Genomic DNA, 16,615 nt, shown 5'->3' with positions numbered 1-16,615 from the left:
TCCAGGGAGGGCTAATTATGCCGATTAAAAGCTGGCTACGATGGGGGCTGGCAGGGTTATTACTGCTGCCGTTTGTGTCGTTCGCGTCGATTACCTGTACGAAAAACTATTCTGGCCGTACGGCTTATGTCGAGCAGTATGTCTCGGTTTTAGGCAAACTCCTGATGGTTTCGGCATTACGTGATTTACCCGTGGGATCCGTACTTTATCGGCAATACATTTTTGATGCCGATACGCAGATCATCGGTGTTGATGGCTGCATTTCGAACGTGTCGGGCGGGGAGTACATTAAGCTCGTCCATGCGTTAAATATTGAGGGCGCGCTGCCCGCCGTTGTTGGGCAGTATCAGGGGCTTAATGTTTACAGCACCGGGGTTTCCGGGATTGGGGTGGTGGTCGCCGCTACCTACAATAATAATTCAACATCGTTATATGGGCTGCCTGATTCTTCTATGACTCAAACGAATATTCCGAGCACGGAATCGAGGCGCTTTGGTTCGGTTTACACCGATCAGGCCTTTGAACTGCTGCTGGTAAAAGTCGGTGATATCTCACCAGGGGTTTGGATGGTGGCGTTCAACTACCCACCGATTACTCGTTCCGCCCAGGCCACGAACGCCACCGGTGTGACCCAGGATTATGGTTACCGCTGGAACATCTCCGGTAGTGTGACTGTCGTTGCCGGTACCTGCCAGACGCCGGATGTCACGGTGCCAATGGGGGAACATTCGATTGCCGAATCAACGACCACCGAGTGGGTGGATTTCAACATTAACCTGCTGAACTGTCCACCGATGTACGGGCGCTACAATCGTAACGCGTCGGACTCCTCGTCGACGGCGGTGATCCGCTGGCGAAGCTCGACGGACTATACGATCGTCGGGCCTGATTTGGCTAATAGCATTGGCTTTTTGCTTAACCCGGTGAGTGGCTATCAGACCCTGGCCGCGGGCGGCGAGTGCGCAGCGCTGACCGACGATACCGATATGGCAAAAGGCATGTGTCTGGAGATCCAAAATCGCGATAATGTGAATGTGTTAACTCATTCTAAAGCCAATACGTTAACCGACTCGAACCTGTCGCTGCAGCAAACCACCGCCAGCTACGCGATACCGCTCAGAGCGCGTTATGCCCGTAACAATGAAAGCACGCTGCGGGCAGGTAAGGCCGATACGGCGGTAGAGTTCACCATCAACTATCAGTAATGTGCTGTGCCGGGAATGCGTGCAATGGGTGGAACGCCTGGCCTTCGACGCGAAATATCGCTTCCGTTTGGCCGGGGATAACCCACCGCTGCTCCTCTCCGGCCTCACAGCTCAGATAAATACACAGCCCGCAGCCGCCGCGCAGCTGGCGTGGAATGTCCTTCACCCGGAAGGTCACTCCTGCCGCCTGCAAGGCTTTGCGGGTGCGCACCACGCCCACCGTCGAATGAAATAAAAACAGATATTCCGTCACCTGCGGCTCCTCTGGCGTAAGCCAATCAGCGCCGCGCCGATTGCCCCGGCGAACTGGGCGTCGGGATGCGTATGCACCGCCATGCCGACGTGGCCTTCCAGCATTCGGGCAAACGCTGCGCAGTGGCTGACGCCGCCGGTAAACAGCAGCGGGCCCTGCGCCGACAAACGACCGATAAAATTGGCGCTGCGCCGGGCCATGGCGTTGATTACCCCGGCGAGGATCGCCTCCGGCGGCACGCCCGCTGAACGCAGGCTGATCACCTCGGATTCGGCAAACACCGTGCACATGCTGGTGATCGCATGCGGATCGACGCCTTTAGTGATGCTATCCAACTGTTCGACGCTGGCCCCGAGGGTGCGCGAGATAACCTCCAGAAAGCGCCCGGTGCCCGCAGCGCATTTGTCATTCATCAGAAAGTCGGTAAGGTTGCCGTCGTCATCCAACTGGATAACCTTACTGTCCTGGCCGCCGATATCGATAACCGTGCGGGTCTCCGGAGCGAGCAAGCGCGCGCCTAGCCCGTGGCAGGAAATCTCCGTCACCTGCTTGTCGGCAAAATCCACCAGCTGGCGACCGTAGCCGGTCAAGGTTAAAAACGGGCGTTCATCCAGCTCGGCGCAGAGCGTTTCCCACGCTTCAACGATGGCATCGGCGGGGCGAAACGGCGTCGGGCAGAGAAAACGGCGTTGGATCGCGCCGTCCTGGAGCAGGATGCCTTTGGTGGCGGTAGAACCGGAATCAATCCCTACGGTAAACGTCACTCATGCCCCCTACAGCATTTCAATAAAGGCCGCGACGCGGGTGCTGAGCTGGCCGATATCCGCTGTCGAATAGTCGGTTTCAATGGCGATATAGGGAATGTTGTGTTGGTTACGCACGTGGCGTTTAATTGCCAGCGATTCCACTGCATAGGTGTGGCAGGCCTGCAAAATGACATCCACCACGCCGTCGGCCTGGTACTCTTCCACCATTTGACTGAGCAGGGTTAAGCGCTGGTCGTTAGGCGAGATGCAGGAGCAGCCGATGGCGAGGTATTTGTCAGTCAGAGCATCGTAGACGTCGCCGGTTTCTTCGACACAGTGCTCGGTGGCTTTGGCACCGGTACAGTTTTCAAAACCGACCACCCAGCCGCCATTGTCTTCAATCGCCTTCACCACTTTTTCCGCCGCACCGCCTATCGGGCAGCCGGTGATAAGAATGCGCGGTCGCGCTTCCAGCCGTTTGCCCTCTTGCCATTCCTGGCGAACCCGCTCGGCCATGCTATTGAGTTCGTTAATCAGTGCCTCTTTGTCGAAGCGGAAAGTCGCGCCGTAGACCACTTTTAAAATATCGCTGCCGCTGAGCGCTGGCGGATTGAGTTGCCCGACGCGGTAGAAGTTTGCCAGCGCCCGGCGTTCGCGGTTCTTAAGGATAATCGCTTCTCGCAGCGCGGCTTCGGTGATGGGCGTGCCGAAGCGCTCTTCCACCGCCCGTTGCAGGCGCAGGATTTCTGCTTTCCACAGCGCGCGGGAGGCATCGTCGTTGGCGCTATTCGGCAACTGCATGACGTGCACGGCTTTGAATTCGGCCATGTATTCATACATTTTCTTTTTGCCGTCGCAGGTGGTTTCACCGACGACGAGGTCGGCAAAGTAGAAGTAGGGGCATTTGTCGGTTTTGCCAAAGCCATAGCTGCTTTTAATCAGCGGACAGAGGTTGCGTGGCAGGTCTTTCTCCGCCTCTTCAATCGTTTCGTCAGAGGTGGAGCACAGTGAAACCACCACTGCGCCCACGGCCATCGGGATCTCCTGCGGCATAAAGGTGCAGTAAGTGCCGACCAGCGGAATGTTCTGTTCTTTAAGATCCATGACCGTGAGAAAGCCCTTCTGGCGAGCTTCGGAGAATTGGTCAAAAATGGCGGGTAGATCGGTGATAAGCGACATGGTTTTCCTTCCCCGTACACGGGAGATGATGAAAGAACCTGTATTATAACCATGTTAATAGTAAGCCTTTATTGATCTCCCACTCATGTCGAGCTATTGGACGGTTGGCGCTAATAGACTTTTTTCAGATCCATCTCTTCCTGGATTCGATCGCTCCAGGCGACGTGGGTGCTAATTGCCGTATCAATCCCGGCGTTAAAAAACATCGGCCCTAGCTCTTTGGCGATAAAGTCGACAAAGAATTCGGCGTCAAACTGCTCCAGCTCCAGTTCAAAATTTTCTTCGCAGTATTGACATAGCTTCTCGCGCAGCAGGTCGCGTTCGCCGGATGATAAGGTGATGTCAGCCATTTTTTCTCCTGATAATTGGGCCGTGTAGCAATGATTTTATTATGCCGTGATAGAGATATCATCTGGTTTATCAAACGTCTGGCGGGTATGGGCTGATGGGAACATGCCCCGTAAAGCAATCGACTCAGTTAGGTATCCAACTATCCCATGCTGGTAATGTCCCGAGTTCATCGACCAAAAAATCGATAAAGGAGCGCACTTTCGGATTGCTGTATTTACTGGGAAAATAGAGTGCGTACAGGGCGTGGGTTTCACACGTAATCGTGCCATCAAGCAGCAGCGGCGTGATTTCCTCTTTTTGAATATGCCCGCCAATCAAATAAGTTGGCAGGTATGCGACGCCTTGATCCTCTAACACGGACTTCAACAGCACCAGACTGCTGTTCGCTTGAATCGGCATATGAAGTTTCAATTGATGCAAGCGATCCTGATCGTCAGCTATTTTCAGCACTGGCGTGAGGCCGGGGTACACCAGGCAGTCGTGGCCTGCCAAATCAATTCGGCGTTGGGGAATCCCTTTTTTAGCGAGATAACCTGGAGAAGCGCAGTATGCCCAGCGGATCGGTACCAGCTTGCGCATGGCGTAGTTTTGCGGCGGCGCGGTCGAGATACGCAGAGCGATATCGAAATCAGTTTCATTCAGATTGATAAAATTATCATTCAGGTCGATATAAAGATTTACATCCGGAAATTTCGTGCGGTATTTATCAACCAAGTTGACCAGGTGGGAATAACCAAATGCAATTGAACATGTGACACGTAATTCGCCTTGCGGATTTTGGTCATAGCTCGAAGTGGTATTGAGCGTTTCATCGAACTCCTGCAGTAATTTATTAGCGCGGTTAAACAAATATTGCCCTGCATCGGTCAGAGTAATACTGCGGGTGGTGCGTTTAATTAAGGTGGTTCCTAACGAGTTTTCCATTGCCGCCAGGCTTTTACTGACTGCCGAAGGCGACACGTTGAGCTGCGCTGCGGCTTCAGACAACCCTCCACAGTCTACGATTTTGATAAAAAATTCTAAATTTTTTAGCGATATTGGCGCGCTCATTTTTTCCTTTTATTCACAAGTGATTTGCAAAAACGGTACGAATAGGCGGTTACATTGGTAATTTAAACATGTAATTATTGATTAATAGGAAATAAAACACGTTTAAAGTGAATAAATAACAACTTAAGTGAGTTGCATCACAAAATGAAGGGAGGAAAGGCAAAAAATCATCAAATTGTGGGTGATGCTGCCAACTTACTGATTTAGTGTATGATGGTGTTTTTGAGGTGCTCCAGTGGCTTCTGTTTCTATCAGCTGTCCCTCCTGTTCAGCTACTGACGGGGTGGTGCGTAACGGCAAAAGCACCGCCGGACATCAGCGCTATCTCTGCTCTCACTGCCGTAAAACATGGCAACTGCAGTTCACTTACACCGCTTCTCAACCCGGTACGCACCAGAAAATCATTGATATGGCCATGAATGGCGTTGGATGCCGGGCAACCGCCCGCATTATGGGCGTTGGCCTCAACACGATTTTCCGCCATTTAAAAAACTCAGGCCGCAGTCGGTAACCTCGCGCATACAGCCGGGCAGTGACGTCATCGTCTGCGCGGAAATGGACGAACAGTGGGGATACGTCGGGGCTAAATCGCGCCAGCGCTGGCTGTTTTACGCGTATGACAGGCTCCGGAAGACGGTTGTGGCGCACGTATTCGGTGAACGCACTCTGGCCACACTGGAGCGTCTTCTGAGCCTGCTGTCGGCCTTTGAGGTCGTGGTATGGATGACGGATGGCTGGCCGCTGTATGAATCCCGCCTGAAGGGAAAGCTGCACGTTATCAGCAAGCGTTACACTCAGCGCATTGAGCGACATAACCTGAATCTGAGACAACATCTGGCAAGGCTGGGACGGAAGTCACTGTCGTTCTCAAAATCGGTGGAGCTGCATGACAAGGTCATCGGGCATTATCTGAACATAAAACACTATCATTAAGTTGGAGTCATTACCAAATTGTGAATTTAATCTCATTTAAAATAATTTAAATTAAAAGGTGCCGGTTATGTGGACACGACTCGAACCCTACAAATCTTCTATTATTCTTTTATCCGCTCTGGTTGCTGGTGGGCTGTTAGGTATTTACGCTCCGGCATTAGCAAGCAAATTGCAGCCAGTCGGTCAGATATTTCTAAACCTGTTATTTATGATTATCGTTCCGCTGGTGGGTATCAGCGTGATGTCCTCTATTGCCAGTATGACCGACCTGAAAAGGCTGGGGCGTATTATGGCAATTATCTTTATTGTTTCTATCGCGATGGCGTTTATTCCAGCAGCCGGGATTGTGGCGCTCGCGCTTTGGTATAACCCGGCGCAAGGCGTCACTATCGATCTCTCTCAGTCTGTACAGGCAGGGAGCGGAAAGATGGACTTTGTCAGCATGATCACCACTAGCGATTTTATCGGGCTGTTCTCTAAGTCCAATATTCTTGCGCTGATCGTGATGGCGATTATCGCCGGTATTGCCATTGGACAATCGGAGCAGGCGGGTAAACGCATCGCGTCGCTGTTGGAAGATATCAATACCGTCATTATGAAGATTGTTTCCATCATCATGAAGGTCGCGCCAGTGGGGCTTGGCTGTTATTTCGCGGCGACGATGGCAAGTCAGGACTCTGCGCTGTTGTTGACCTTTGCCCGCGCTATCGGCCTGTTTATGGCAGCCACGCTGGTCTATTACATCTTTGGCTCGATTTTTTATTCGTACATTGGCGGCGGCATTCCAGCGGTGAAGGCTTTCTGGCGTAACGCTATCGAGCCGTCGGTTACCGCACTGGGAACCTGTTCCTCATTAGGAACCTTACCCGTCACGCTACGTGCCGGTAAAGCGATGGGGATCAACCCGGAAATCGTCGACGTCTCCATTCCGCTGCTGGTCAACCTGAATAAAGGCGGCGTGGCGATGATTGCGGCGTTGAAAATTGTCTTTATTTACTCGGTGTTGGGAATGGAATTCACCGCTGAGACGTTCTTCCTGACGATGCTGATCGCCGTGCTTTCCGCGATTATCGTCGGCGGCGTACCGGGGGGCGCATTTCTTGGGGAAATCTTTATCGTTACTACGCTGGGACTGCCAATGGAAGCTATCCCAATGCTGGTGGTGCTGGGGGCGATAACGGACGCTCCGGCGACGCTTATCAACGTGATCCACGATTTAAACGCGGCGCAGATAGTGGAGAGGTTTGCCGGGAAAAAGCAGGTGATTGCTGAAGCGAACTCGCCAGTCGCGGCGGTGTAGGTTTTCCATACAGATTAAGCAGTTAACAGGAGATATTATGAACGATTCTATCAAGCTCGAAACGCAACTGATCGTCGCTGGACGTGACAAACGTTACACTCAGGGGGCGGTAAACCCGGTCATTCAGCGCGCCTCTTCGCTGGTATTTGATACCGTGAAGGACAAAAAATTTGCCACTGCGAATCGCGCTAATGGGGAACTGTTTTACGGTCGCCGTGGGACTTATACCCACTTTGCGTTTCAGAAAGCGATGAGTGATTTAGAAGGTGGAGTGGGCTGCGCGCTCTATCCTTGCGGCGCTGCGGCTGTGACTAATGCGATTCTGGCGTTCGTCGAGAGTGGCGACCATATCCTGATGACCGGGGCTGCCTATGAACCGACCCAGGATTTCTGCAATAAGATCCTGAGTAAATTCAATGTTGAGACCACGTATTACGATCCGATGATTGGCGCGGGTATTGTGGACCTTCTGCGGCCTGAAACCCGGGTTGTGTTTCTTGAATCGCCCAGTTCCATCACCATGGAAGTGCAGGATGTGCCCGGCATGGTGAAAGCTATTCGCGCGGTTAACCCTGAAATCATCATCATGATCGACAATACCTGGGCGGCGGGCGTGCTGTTTAAGGCTCTGGATTATGGCGTCGATATTTCCATACAGGCTGGAACAAAGTACACCATTGGTCATTCCGATGGGATGCTGGGCACCGCGGTTTCCAACGCTCGCTGCTGGGATCGTCTGCGTGAGAATTCATATCTCATGGGGCAAACGCTGGATGCCGATACCGCTTACAACGGTAGCCGTGGGCTGCGTACGCTGGCCGTTCGCCTTAAGCAGCATCAGGAGAGCAGTATTCATATTGCTCGCTGGCTGTCGGCAAGGCCGGAAGTGGCGCGAGTCAACCATCCGGCGTTACCGGAATGCCCGGGCCATGAATATTTCCAGCGTGATTTTGCCGGAAGCTCTGGTCTGTTTTCCTTTGTGCTGAAAAACAGATTGACCGACGAGCAGATGGCGAATTTCCTCGATAATTTCTCTCTGTTTCATATGGCCTATTCCTGGGGTGGGTTTGAGTCGTTAATTCTGGCAAACCAGCCGGAGGAACTGAACAGCATTCGCCCGGCGGGGGATGTCGACTTCAGCGGGACGCTGGTGAGGGTGCATATCGGGCTGGAGGATGTGGGAGATTTGATTGCCGATCTGGAAGCCGGATTTACCCGTATTGCTTGATAACTAACGCCCCACAGCGTGGTGGGGCGGTAGTTTATTTCACTGACGCCAGCGATGAAGGTTGATGCTGGCGAAGGCGATTTAATAATCCTGCCAGGCAGAAGGCAGCCGCGATCCCCGCCACCACGCCCAGCAGGTGAAAAGGCAGCTTGCCGCCGTTAAACCACAGCCAGCGCGCCGCTTCGATGGAGAGGGCGCTGACGCTGAGGATCACAATGTTTAGTGAGGCCGAGACGGTCCCTTTTGGCAAATCGTTGGAAAATAGCGTAAAGCGGAACAGCGTCGGGAAGATAAGCCCGATGCCGAAGGCGTATAAGCTGGTCCCCAGTACCGACCACAGCCAGACGTGCGGCCACAGCAGGTTACCGAGGATCAGCACGGCCAGCCCGGTCATCTGGATGGGCACCGCGCGCCAGATAAAGCGCGGGCGGGTCGGGTCTTTCACCCATCGCGCCACCGACAAATTAGCGACGATCACCGCGCTGAAGACCGGTACCTGGGTCCAGGCGAACTCTGAGGTGGTCAATCCGCCATCGTCAATCAGGATCACCGGCGAGACCGCCACCCAACTCATCAGCGGGATGTAGCTTAGCGAGAGCGCGGCGGCGCCGAACAGAAAAATTCGGTTGCGAAAAACATCGCGGAAATCACGCAGCACGCCGCTGGCGCTAAAGGGAAGGTCGCCGCGCTGCACGGTTTCCGGCATATTCAGCAGCAGCCCCAGCCAGGCGATAAACCCCATTGCCGCGATAATACCGAACAGTACTTTCCAGTGAACGAAATGCATCAGCGCAGCACCTGAGAGCGGGCCGATAATCGGCGCAATCAGCACGATCGAAGTAATAATCGCCATCAGCTTAATGGCTTTGGTCTGACCGAATGCTTCCTGTACGGTGACGTAGCCAACCGTAGCGATAAAACAGATGCTGGTGCCCTGAATAAAGCGCGCCGCGAGGAACTGCTCCATCGAGGTGGTGAACATGGTCGCAAAGCAGGCAAGGGTGAAGATCAGCGCGCCGGTCAGCAGCACTGGACGACGACCGATACGATCTGAGAGCGGACCGAGCAGCCACTGCAGCGCCATGCCGCCGGCCATATACAGGCTGATCGACGCGGGTGCCAGCGCCACATCGGCGTCGAAATCGCGCACCACGTGGATGATACCCGGCTGGATAAGATCGGTGGTCAGGTAAGCCGCGAAATCATACAAGATCAGCGCTGCCGGGAAGAACAGCGTGGTGGAATGGCGGGCAAAAAAGCGGGTCATCCATTGTAACATCAGGGGGTTCCTTGTTGGGTTTTGCGATGCACGCTTAGAGCCTATCCCATTAGGCTATTTTATTTGCCATTTTGGCCCAGGGCAGTGCTCACAACCTCACGTACTACGTGTACACTCCGTTGTTCTGCGCTGTCCGTGTCCAAACTGGCTACAGCAATTGCGCCTGGTGGGATAGGCTCTTAACAGGCGCACACTATTCCTGCACTTCACACTGCAATAAATTTAGGGTCAACAGAAATATCCATGCCTTTTCAGGTGTTAATTTATATTTATGATAAATATGTATTTGAAACAATTATTTCCATTAAATATGAAGATGCAGCAGCGACGGGATTTGTGAAAACAACCACAGCACCAGGCCAATCGTGCCGCCCACCAGCGTCCCGTTGATGCGGATAAACTGCAGATCCTTACCAATGTTCAGCTCGATTTGCCGCGACATATCGCGTGAGTCCCAACTTTTGACCGTATCGCTGATATGGCGGGTCAGGAAGGCGGCAAACTCCGGGGCCACCCGATGGGCCGCCTGTTCAAGATGTTCGTTCAGCGACTCGCGTAGCGCCTCATCGTGGAGCAGCGTTTCGCCAAACCACTGTCCGGCTTCGGCAATACGCTGCTTGATGCGTGAATCTTCGCTATTGACGTCATTTTTAATCCAGCCGCGCAGGTCAGCCCACACTTCGCCAAGATAGCGGTTAAAGGTCTCATCGTTCTTCAGATACGCTTTAATGCTCTCCGCTTTTTCCGCCATCTGCGGATCGGACTTCAGGTTGTCGATCAATTTTAGCGTCGCGCGATCGAAGGCCTGGCGAATCTGATGCGTGCGATCCTGACTGACCTCATCAAGCAGTGTGTTGACCGCATCGGTCACCATTTCCGCGCTGTGCTCGCCCAGCCACTCGGTAGGCAGAATTTTGGCCTTCAGCGGATGCTCGGTCTCCAGCCAGCGGATAATGCCACGAGCAATAAACGCCCGCGAGCTGTCGCGCTGTAGCAGGGCGATCAGCTGGCTAATCAGTGAGTCCAGCAGCTTCTGGTGACGGTTATCGCGGGTTAGCCCCTCCAGCATCATGGCGCTGGTTTGGGTTAAATCGACCTTATCGATGGCTTTGTGCACCGCCCGGCGCAGCAGGCGCTGAATGCGCGCATCGTCGGTCAGCTCGAGAAAACCGCTCATCACCTGCAGCAGATGCTGTCCCACCCGGCGAGCGTTTTCCGGTTGGCTGAACCAGTTACCCAGCATCAGCGCTGGTTCGTAACGGCGAATCAACGCCACCAGCGATGGGGTGTCGAGAAATTTTTCCTGCACGAAATAGCCGAGATTGTCGGCAATCCGGTCTTTATTGCGCGGGATAATTGCCGTATGCCGTGAGACGAACGGCAGCGGTATACGGCGAAATAGCGCCACTACCGCAAACCAGTCCGCCAGCGCGCCAACCATCGCCGCTTCGGAGATAGCCTTTAGCGCACCGACCCACGGCGTCGGCGGCAGCACAAGGGTAGTGATAAAAATAGCCACTGCGATCAGCAGCAGCGAGAGCGCCAGCAGTTTGGCGCGTTTCAGTTCAGCGATTTTTTCCATAAGCTTAAGCATATAGCTTGATGGCGGCCTCGTGCAAAAACTGCCACAAAATCCAGCAGCCAAAAGCCATCAGCACGCCGCCGGCCGCTCGCTCGACTCGCCAGACGACGGCGGAAAGGCGACGCTGTACCGACGGGAGCGCAATCAGCGAGACCAGTAAGACATCCCACAGCAGCACCACGCTGGTCATCCAGATTCCGCTGGTGGTCTGCTGTACCAGCGTCACGTTCGGACCCAGCAGCGAGGTCATCAGCGCCAGATAAAACAGGGCGTTCTTCGGGTTGAGCAACGATGAACCTAGCCCCAGCACGAGCTGTTTTGCCAGCGACGGGCGAGATGCTTCGGCACTGCGTAAATCCAGCGTCGCCGGACGGCTTCTTAGCAGCAGGCTGCCAATCCACAGCAAATACGCCGCGCCCAGCAGCTCAATGATCGTAAACAGCAGCGGCGCGTGGCGCAGGATCCCCCAGCCGATAATCGCCAGCACAATATATAGCCCGTTACCGGCGGCGATCCCGATACACAGGCCGACGCTACCGCGCAGGCGATAGCGAATGGCGTAGCCTACCAGCAGGAAAAAATCCGGGCCGGGGCTCAGCAGGGCGACGAAATGGGAGAGCGCCAGCGCGGGGAAGGCGGGAGGAAAGAGCGTAGCGAGTATGTCCATAGCAACCTCAGTAATAACCTGAGAGGTCACCCTACGCCAGCGCGGAGGCTAATTATTGTCTGATATTGATCGGCCCTGAGCATACTGGCGCGGCGTGGCGGCGGTATAGCTGACAAAGGTCTTATGGAAGTGGCTCTGGTCAGCAAATCCGGCCTGATAGCCAACGTCGGCAATATTATCCCCGGCGCGCAGGCGCGTTTTGGCGAACTCGATGCGCGCCATATTGATAAAACTGGCGGGCGTCAGGCCGGTATCGTGCTTGAAGGCGCGGATCAGCGTCTCTTTGCGCAGGGCGAACTCGTTGGCGAGGCGATCCAGCGTTGGTGGCTCTTGTAGATTGGTTGCCAGGCGGCTGAATAGCTGTGAGCTGGTTTTGCTTAACGCCTGCGGTACGGCAGGGTGTAGGGGCAGATCCTGGAGCAATCGCGCGATGCTGGTGGGCAGCGCCGTTGTTTGCTGTTGGCACATCATCGCGACAATCTGCTGATACTGCGTGAAGAGTCCGGCGTCGCGTATGACTAACTGTGGTGTTGTCAATTGGGCCGGGTGGGTAATGTTTCCCAACTGTTGCCGACACCAGCGAATATCAAGGTAGAGCATATGGTAACTACGCGGCTGGCCGTTAAGCGGATTACAGCTATGAGGCGCCTGCGCGGGGATAATAATCAGCTCACCAGGGCGCAGCAGGTACTCCTGCCCGTTGCAGATACAGCGCGTTTCCCCTTCGATAATCGCTCCCACCGAGAGCTGCGGATGGCGATGACGTTTATAAGCCTGACGGCTGCGCCAGGTGCTGCGCAGCTCAAGCCAGGGAAACTGCTCGTCACGCCAGAAGGTTTGCGGGATATCACGCGTATGGCTCACGGAGGGCTCCTTAGCTGAGAGATACCTGTTTATAACATGCCAGCAAGCAGAGGGCGAAATGCGAGCCGCCTTCGACAAAAATACCGCGCTTGCAGCCGGGAGAAGATATCTTTCGTCGCGGCTCCTAAACGTCGAAATCAGGGCGTGTTGTGAGAAAAATGGCGCAGTAGAGTGGCGGCTGGATTTCTCACGCAGGCGGATAACCATGGAAAAAGGTACCACGTCGACCCCGCACGATGCGGTCTTTAAACAGTTTTTATGCCATGCCGATACCGCGCGGGATTTTCTTGATATTCACTTGCCGCCCGCGTTAAGAAAACTGTGCGACCTGGATTCTCTAACGCTGGAGTCCGGTAGTTTTATTGAAGAGAACCTGCGGGCCTACTACTCCGACGTTCTTTGGCGGCTGAAAACCGCAGCGGGAGAAGGATATATCTACGTCGTCATAGAGCATCAAAGCTCACCCGATGCGCATATGGCGTTCAGGCTGATGCGCTACGCTATCGCCGCGATGCAGCGTCATCTGGATAACGGGCATAAAACGCTGCCGCTGGTGGTGCCGATTCTTTTCTATCACGGCGTGGTGACGCCCTACCCCTGGTCGTTATCCTGGCTCGATAAGTTTGCCGACCCGGCGCTGGCGAAGCAGCTCTACGTTACGCCGTTTCCGCTGGTGGACATTACCATCGTGCCTGATGATGAAATTGTTCAGCATCGACGAATTGCGTTGCTGGAGCTGATGCAAAAGCATATTCGCCAACGCGACCTGCTGGGAATTGTTGAGCATCTGACGTCCATTTTGCTTAATGGATACGCTAATGACAGGCAGCTAAAAACGCTGTTTAATTACCTGATTCACTCGGGCAAAGCGCTTCGCATAGGCAAATTTATCCGCGAGGTGGCTCAGCGTGTACCGCAACATAAGGAGAAATTGATGACTATCGCCGAAAGATTACGTGAGGTTGGACGTCGTCAGGGAAAGCGGGAAGGCCGCCTTGAGGGGCGTCAGGAAGGGCACCTGGAGGGGCGTATTGAGGGCGTTGAAGAAGGCCAGCGCGCCGAAGCGTTACGCATTGCCCGAACCATGCTTGCTGATGGCATGGCGCTGGACACGGTGCTGAGAATTACCGGTCTGCCGGAAGCGGATATCACGGTCAATAATCACTAATCCATTGCTGTTCTGTTAAGTTCCCGGTAGAAAGTCTGTCCGGTGATTATCGTTATTCTTTCCTGGAAAATTCCGGATATACCTGAGTTTACACTCATCCCTGGCCATCTCGACTACCCTTAATATCCTGTGCAGCATTTATGACTGTGTTAATAGCGATAACAAGGAGACATACGATATGGCTTACCAGACGGTGAATCCTGCGAACAACCAACTCATCAAAGAGTATCCCGCTCACAGCGATGCGGACGTGGAGGCGGCGCTGCAAAAAGCAGATGCGCTTTATCATTCCGAATGGGCGAAAGGGGATATTGATCAGCGGCTGCCAGTGTTGCGTAAGCTGGCTGATCTGATTGACAGCAGGGTGGACGAACTGGCCAAAATCGCCAGCCAGGAGATGGGGAAGCTTATCGAGCAAAGCCGCGGCGAGGTTAAGCTGTGCGCGCAAATTGCCCGCTACTACGCCGACAACGCGAAACAGTTTCTGGCCCCGGTGAAGTATCAGTCAGAGCTGGGTGAGGCGTGGGTCGAACACCATCCTGTCGGCGTGCTGATGGCCGTAGAGCCGTGGAACTTCCCTTATTACCAGCTAATGCGCGTACTGGCACCAAATCTGGCGGCGGGGAATCCGGTGATCGCCAAGCATGCCAGCATCGTTCCGCACTGTGCGGAAACTTTTGCTCATCTGGTGCGTGAAGCCGGTGCACCAGAAGGGGCATGGACTAACCTGTTTATTTCTCAGGATCAGGTAGCGAAGATTATCGCCGACGATCGCGTTCAGGGCGCGGCGCTGACCGGCTCGGAAAAAGCCGGGAGCGTGGTAGCAGCGCAGGCGGCTAAACACATCAAGAAAGCGACGCTTGAACTGGGCGGTAACGATGTGTTTGTGGTGCTCGACGACGCAAATCTGGAGAAAGCGGTGAAGATTGGTGTTCAGGCCCGACTCAACAACGCCGGACAGGTCTGTACTGCCGCAAAACGCTTTATTCTCCATGAAAAAATTGCTGACCAGTTCCTCAGCAAATTTACCGATGCGTTCCGTCAGGTGAAGATGGGCGATCCGCTAGACGAGAGCACGACGCTGGGTCCGCTCTCCTCAAAAGACGCGCTGGAAACCCTGACCAAACAGGTGGATGAGGCGGTGAAAAACGGCGCCAAACTGCACCTGGGCGGCAAACTCGCGCAGCGGGAAGGCAGCTTTTTCGAGCCGACTATTCTGACCGGCATCACCCGCGATAATCCGGCGTACTTTGAAGAGTTTTTTGGCCCGGTGGCGCAAATTTACGTGGTGAAAGATGACGATGAGGCGGTGAAACTGGCTAACGATTCGCACTATGGCCTGGGTGGCGCAGTGTTCAGCCAGGATATCGAACGGGCGAAACTGATGGCGTCGCGAATCGAAACCGGGATGGTCTATATCAACTGGTTAACTGATACCGCGCCGGAGCTGCCATTTGGCGGCGTCAAACGCTCCGGATTTGGCCGTGAGCTTTCCGAACTGGGGATTAAAGAGTTTGTGAATCAGAAGCTGGTGGTGGTTCGTCGCTAAGCAACTGAGCGTGCTGATGCTCTCATCATTAACCCTCTCCCACAGGGAGAGGGAAACGCTCAGGCGGTTATTTGCGCAATCCTGCAAACGCTGTACGAATTTGCTTTTCCGGCAGATTGATACCGATAAATACCAGCGTACTGTGCGGCGGCTCATCGCCCCACGGACGGTCCCAGTCGGCGCTATATAGCCGCTGGACGCCCTGAAACAGCAGGCGGTTTGGTTCGCCATCAATCCACAGCATCCCTTTGTAGCGCATCAACTGTTCGGCAAAGTCGAGCAACAGATTTTCCATCACTCGCGACACTTCGCTGATATCCACCGGGTAATCCAGCTCCACCACAATCGACGAAACATCGTTTTGCTTGTCGGCCATAAAGTGGAAGCGCGGTTTGCTGCTGACCACGTTCTCTTCCAGCATAAAACCGCTGGTGTTAAACAGCAGATTCAGGTCGATGTCGCCGTGAGTCACGGTGTAAATGGGCGCGCGGGCGTTAATGCGCGTCAGCCGTTCGCGGAGCTTGTCGCTGTCGCCTGCCACGTCAGTTTTGGTGAGCAGGATGCGATCGGCATAGCCCACCTGCGACTGGGCGATGGTGAACTGATTCATCTGCTGATCGGCATGCACCGCGTCAACCAGCGCAATCACCCCATCCAGCAGATAGCGTTCGCACAGCACATCGTGGGAGAAAAAGGTCTGAATAATCGGGCCGGGGTCGGCCATGCCAGTGCACTCAATCACCAGACGGTCAAAATCGGTTTCCCCGCGATCGCGACTGTCGAGCAGATCGAGCAGGGTATCTTCCAGTTCATTTGAGCGGGTACAGCAAATACAGCCGTTAGTCAGGGTTTTAATCTGCGTTGCGCGATCGCCAATCAACTGATCGTCAACGGCAACTTCGCCAAATTCGTTTTCGATAACGGCGATTTTAAAACCGTGCTCTTCGTTGAGAATATGGCGCAGCAGGGTGGTTTTGCCTGCGCCAAGAAAGCCGGTCAGCAGGGTAACTGCAATCGGTGCCATTGTTGCCTCCATTAACAGCAGCGTACGCCGCCTTTGCCATCGCCGCCGTAGCGGGCCTGCTGGCGTTCGCGAAAGAATTCTTCGTAGGTCATGTACGGTTTATCCGGATGGTTGGTCTGCATATGCGCAACGTAGTTGTCATAGTCCGGAATGCCAATCAGCATTTTTGCCGCCTGACCGAGGTACTTTTTAGCCTGACCTAAGTTACCAAACATATAGATCCCATGTAACGAATAA

17 protein-coding genes are annotated in these 16,615 nt (G+C 54.2%); 6 read left to right on the top strand and 11 right to left on the bottom strand.

Annotated elements, in window-relative coordinates; genetic code table 11:
* The first annotated feature begins 17 nt into the window (after positions 1-17).
* Entirely contained in the window at positions 18-1,205 is a 1,188-nt protein-coding gene (locus tag HV213_RS25215; protein ID WP_181483767.1) for a fimbrial protein, read from the top strand.
* On the opposite strand, the gene HV213_RS25210 is transcribed toward HV213_RS25215, so the two are convergent.
* From HV213_RS25210 to HV213_RS25190, 5 genes are all read right to left on the bottom strand, one after another.
* Positions 1,192-1,458: a putative Se/S carrier protein gene (locus tag HV213_RS25210; protein ID WP_181483766.1), complete on the bottom strand. Its 267-nt coding sequence runs from the start codon at positions 1,456-1,458 to the stop codon at positions 1,192-1,194. The genes HV213_RS25215 and HV213_RS25210 overlap by 14 nt on opposite strands.
* The gene (yjiL, locus tag HV213_RS25205) at positions 1,455-2,222 is read right to left on the bottom strand and encodes a putative 2-hydroxyacyl-CoA dehydratase activator YjiL (protein WP_181483765.1); all 768 of its coding nucleotides are present in this window, start codon (positions 2,220-2,222) and stop codon (positions 1,455-1,457) included. Before yjiL ends, HV213_RS25210 begins: the two co-directional genes overlap by 4 nt.
* A gap of 9 nt (positions 2,223-2,231) precedes the next feature.
* Positions 2,232-3,383: a double-cubane-cluster-containing anaerobic reductase gene (locus tag HV213_RS25200; protein WP_181483764.1), complete on the bottom strand. Its 1,152-nt coding sequence runs from the start codon at positions 3,381-3,383 to the stop codon at positions 2,232-2,234.
* Between the two features lie 110 nt (positions 3,384-3,493).
* Positions 3,494-3,733, bottom strand: a complete 240-nt coding sequence (locus tag HV213_RS25195) for a DUF2164 domain-containing protein (protein WP_181483763.1) — start codon at positions 3,731-3,733, stop codon at positions 3,494-3,496.
* Positions 3,734-3,857: 124 nt separating this feature from the next.
* Positions 3,858-4,784, bottom strand: coding sequence for a LysR family transcriptional regulator (locus HV213_RS25190; RefSeq protein ID WP_181483762.1), 927 nt, complete (start codon positions 4,782-4,784; stop codon positions 3,858-3,860).
* 235 nt (positions 4,785-5,019) lie between these two features.
* On the opposite strand from HV213_RS25190, the gene HV213_RS25185 reads away from it, so the two are divergent.
* The 3 genes from HV213_RS25185 (at position 5,020) to metC (ending at position 8,245) form a co-directional block, all read left to right on the top strand.
* Positions 5,020-5,717 (top strand): IS1 family transposase gene (locus HV213_RS25185; protein ID WP_223335778.1). Its coding sequence is split into 2 segments (ribosomal slippage): positions 5,020-5,269 and positions 5,269-5,717, totalling 699 coding nucleotides; the frame shifts between segments, so codons are not numbered across the junction.
* A gap of 67 nt (positions 5,718-5,784) precedes the next feature.
* Positions 5,785-7,017, top strand: a complete 1,233-nt coding sequence (locus tag HV213_RS25180) for a dicarboxylate/amino acid:cation symporter (protein WP_142512599.1) — start codon at positions 5,785-5,787, stop codon at positions 7,015-7,017.
* A 37-nt stretch (positions 7,018-7,054) separates the two neighbouring features.
* Positions 7,055-8,245 (top strand): cystathionine beta-lyase, encoded by a 1,191-nt coding sequence (metC, locus tag HV213_RS25175; protein ID WP_181483761.1) that lies wholly within the window; start codon positions 7,055-7,057, stop codon positions 8,243-8,245.
* A gap of 34 nt (positions 8,246-8,279) precedes the next feature.
* Here metC and mdtM read toward each other — a convergent pair whose 3' ends face one another.
* The 4 genes from mdtM to HV213_RS25155 form a co-directional block, all read right to left on the bottom strand.
* A complete protein-coding gene (mdtM, locus tag HV213_RS25170) occupies positions 8,280-9,524 on the bottom strand; it encodes a multidrug efflux MFS transporter MdtM (RefSeq protein WP_181483760.1) in 1,245 nt (414 codons plus the stop codon).
* A 304-nt stretch (positions 9,525-9,828) separates the two neighbouring features.
* Positions 9,829-11,118: a DUF445 domain-containing protein gene (locus HV213_RS25165; RefSeq protein WP_181483759.1), complete on the bottom strand. Its 1,290-nt coding sequence runs from the start codon at positions 11,116-11,118 to the stop codon at positions 9,829-9,831.
* Complete coding sequence (locus HV213_RS25160; protein WP_181483758.1) at positions 11,111-11,773, bottom strand: LysE family translocator; 663 nt, start codon at positions 11,771-11,773, stop codon at positions 11,111-11,113. The genes HV213_RS25165 and HV213_RS25160 overlap by 8 nt, the downstream gene beginning before the upstream one ends.
* Positions 11,774-11,821: 48 nt before the next feature.
* Positions 11,822-12,637 (bottom strand): AraC family transcriptional regulator, encoded by an 816-nt coding sequence (locus HV213_RS25155; protein WP_181483757.1) that lies wholly within the window; start codon positions 12,635-12,637, stop codon positions 11,822-11,824.
* A gap of 205 nt (positions 12,638-12,842) precedes the next feature.
* Between HV213_RS25155 and HV213_RS25150 the strand changes: the two genes are divergently transcribed.
* On the top strand, positions 12,843-13,805 hold the full coding sequence (locus HV213_RS25150; protein WP_181483756.1) for an Rpn family recombination-promoting nuclease/putative transposase: 963 nt from the start codon (positions 12,843-12,845) through the stop codon (positions 13,803-13,805).
* 178 nt (positions 13,806-13,983) lie between these two features.
* Positions 13,984-15,354, top strand: a complete 1,371-nt coding sequence (locus HV213_RS25145; protein ID WP_181483755.1) for an NAD-dependent succinate-semialdehyde dehydrogenase — start codon at positions 13,984-13,986, stop codon at positions 15,352-15,354.
* Between the two features lie 67 nt (positions 15,355-15,421).
* Here HV213_RS25145 and yjiA read toward each other — a convergent pair whose 3' ends face one another.
* Positions 15,422-16,378, bottom strand: coding sequence for a GTPase (gene yjiA / locus HV213_RS25140; protein WP_181483754.1), 957 nt, complete (start codon positions 16,376-16,378; stop codon positions 15,422-15,424).
* Between the two features lie 11 nt (positions 16,379-16,389).
* Positions 16,390-16,593 carry a YbdD/YjiX family protein gene (locus HV213_RS25135; protein ID WP_181483753.1) on the bottom strand — a complete coding sequence of 68 codons (204 nt, stop codon included), beginning with the start codon at positions 16,591-16,593 and terminating at the stop codon, positions 16,390-16,392.
* Positions 16,594-16,615 lie beyond the last annotated feature (22 nt).

Source organism: Klebsiella sp. RHBSTW-00484 (assembly GCF_013705725.1).
In the GTDB taxonomy this organism is placed as follows: Bacteria; Pseudomonadota; Gammaproteobacteria; order Enterobacterales; family Enterobacteriaceae; genus Klebsiella.
This window is presented reverse-complemented; position numbering and strand designations above follow the sequence as displayed.

Coding starts and splice junctions, on each gene's coding strand:
- HV213_RS25200 (WP_181483764.1), bottom strand. CDS start 3,383: ATGTCGCTTATCACCGATCTACCCGCCATTTTTGACCAATTCTCCGAA.
- HV213_RS25195 (WP_181483763.1), bottom strand. CDS start 3,733: ATGGCTGACATCACCTTATCATCCGGCGAACGCGACCTGCTGCGCGAG.
- yjiA (WP_181483754.1), bottom strand. CDS start 16,378: ATGGCACCGATTGCAGTTACCCTGCTGACCGGCTTTCTTGGCGCAGGC.
- HV213_RS25180 (WP_142512599.1), top strand. CDS start 5,785: ATGTGGACACGACTCGAACCCTACAAATCTTCTATTATTCTTTTATCC.
- HV213_RS25165 (WP_181483759.1), bottom strand. CDS start 11,118: ATGCTTAAGCTTATGGAAAAAATCGCTGAACTGAAACGCGCCAAACTG.
- metC (WP_181483761.1), top strand. CDS start 7,055: ATGAACGATTCTATCAAGCTCGAAACGCAACTGATCGTCGCTGGACGT.
- HV213_RS25190 (WP_181483762.1), bottom strand. CDS start 4,784: ATGAGCGCGCCAATATCGCTAAAAAATTTAGAATTTTTTATCAAAATC.
- HV213_RS25135 (WP_181483753.1), bottom strand. CDS start 16,593: ATGTTTGGTAACTTAGGTCAGGCTAAAAAGTACCTCGGTCAGGCGGCA.
- HV213_RS25160 (WP_181483758.1), bottom strand. CDS start 11,773: ATGGACATACTCGCTACGCTCTTTCCTCCCGCCTTCCCCGCGCTGGCG.
- HV213_RS25145 (WP_181483755.1), top strand. CDS start 13,984: ATGGCTTACCAGACGGTGAATCCTGCGAACAACCAACTCATCAAAGAG.
- HV213_RS25150 (WP_181483756.1), top strand. CDS start 12,843: ATGGAAAAAGGTACCACGTCGACCCCGCACGATGCGGTCTTTAAACAG.
- mdtM (WP_181483760.1), bottom strand. CDS start 9,524: ATGTTACAATGGATGACCCGCTTTTTTGCCCGCCATTCCACCACGCTG.
- HV213_RS25215 (WP_181483767.1), top strand. CDS start 18: ATGCCGATTAAAAGCTGGCTACGATGGGGGCTGGCAGGGTTATTACTG.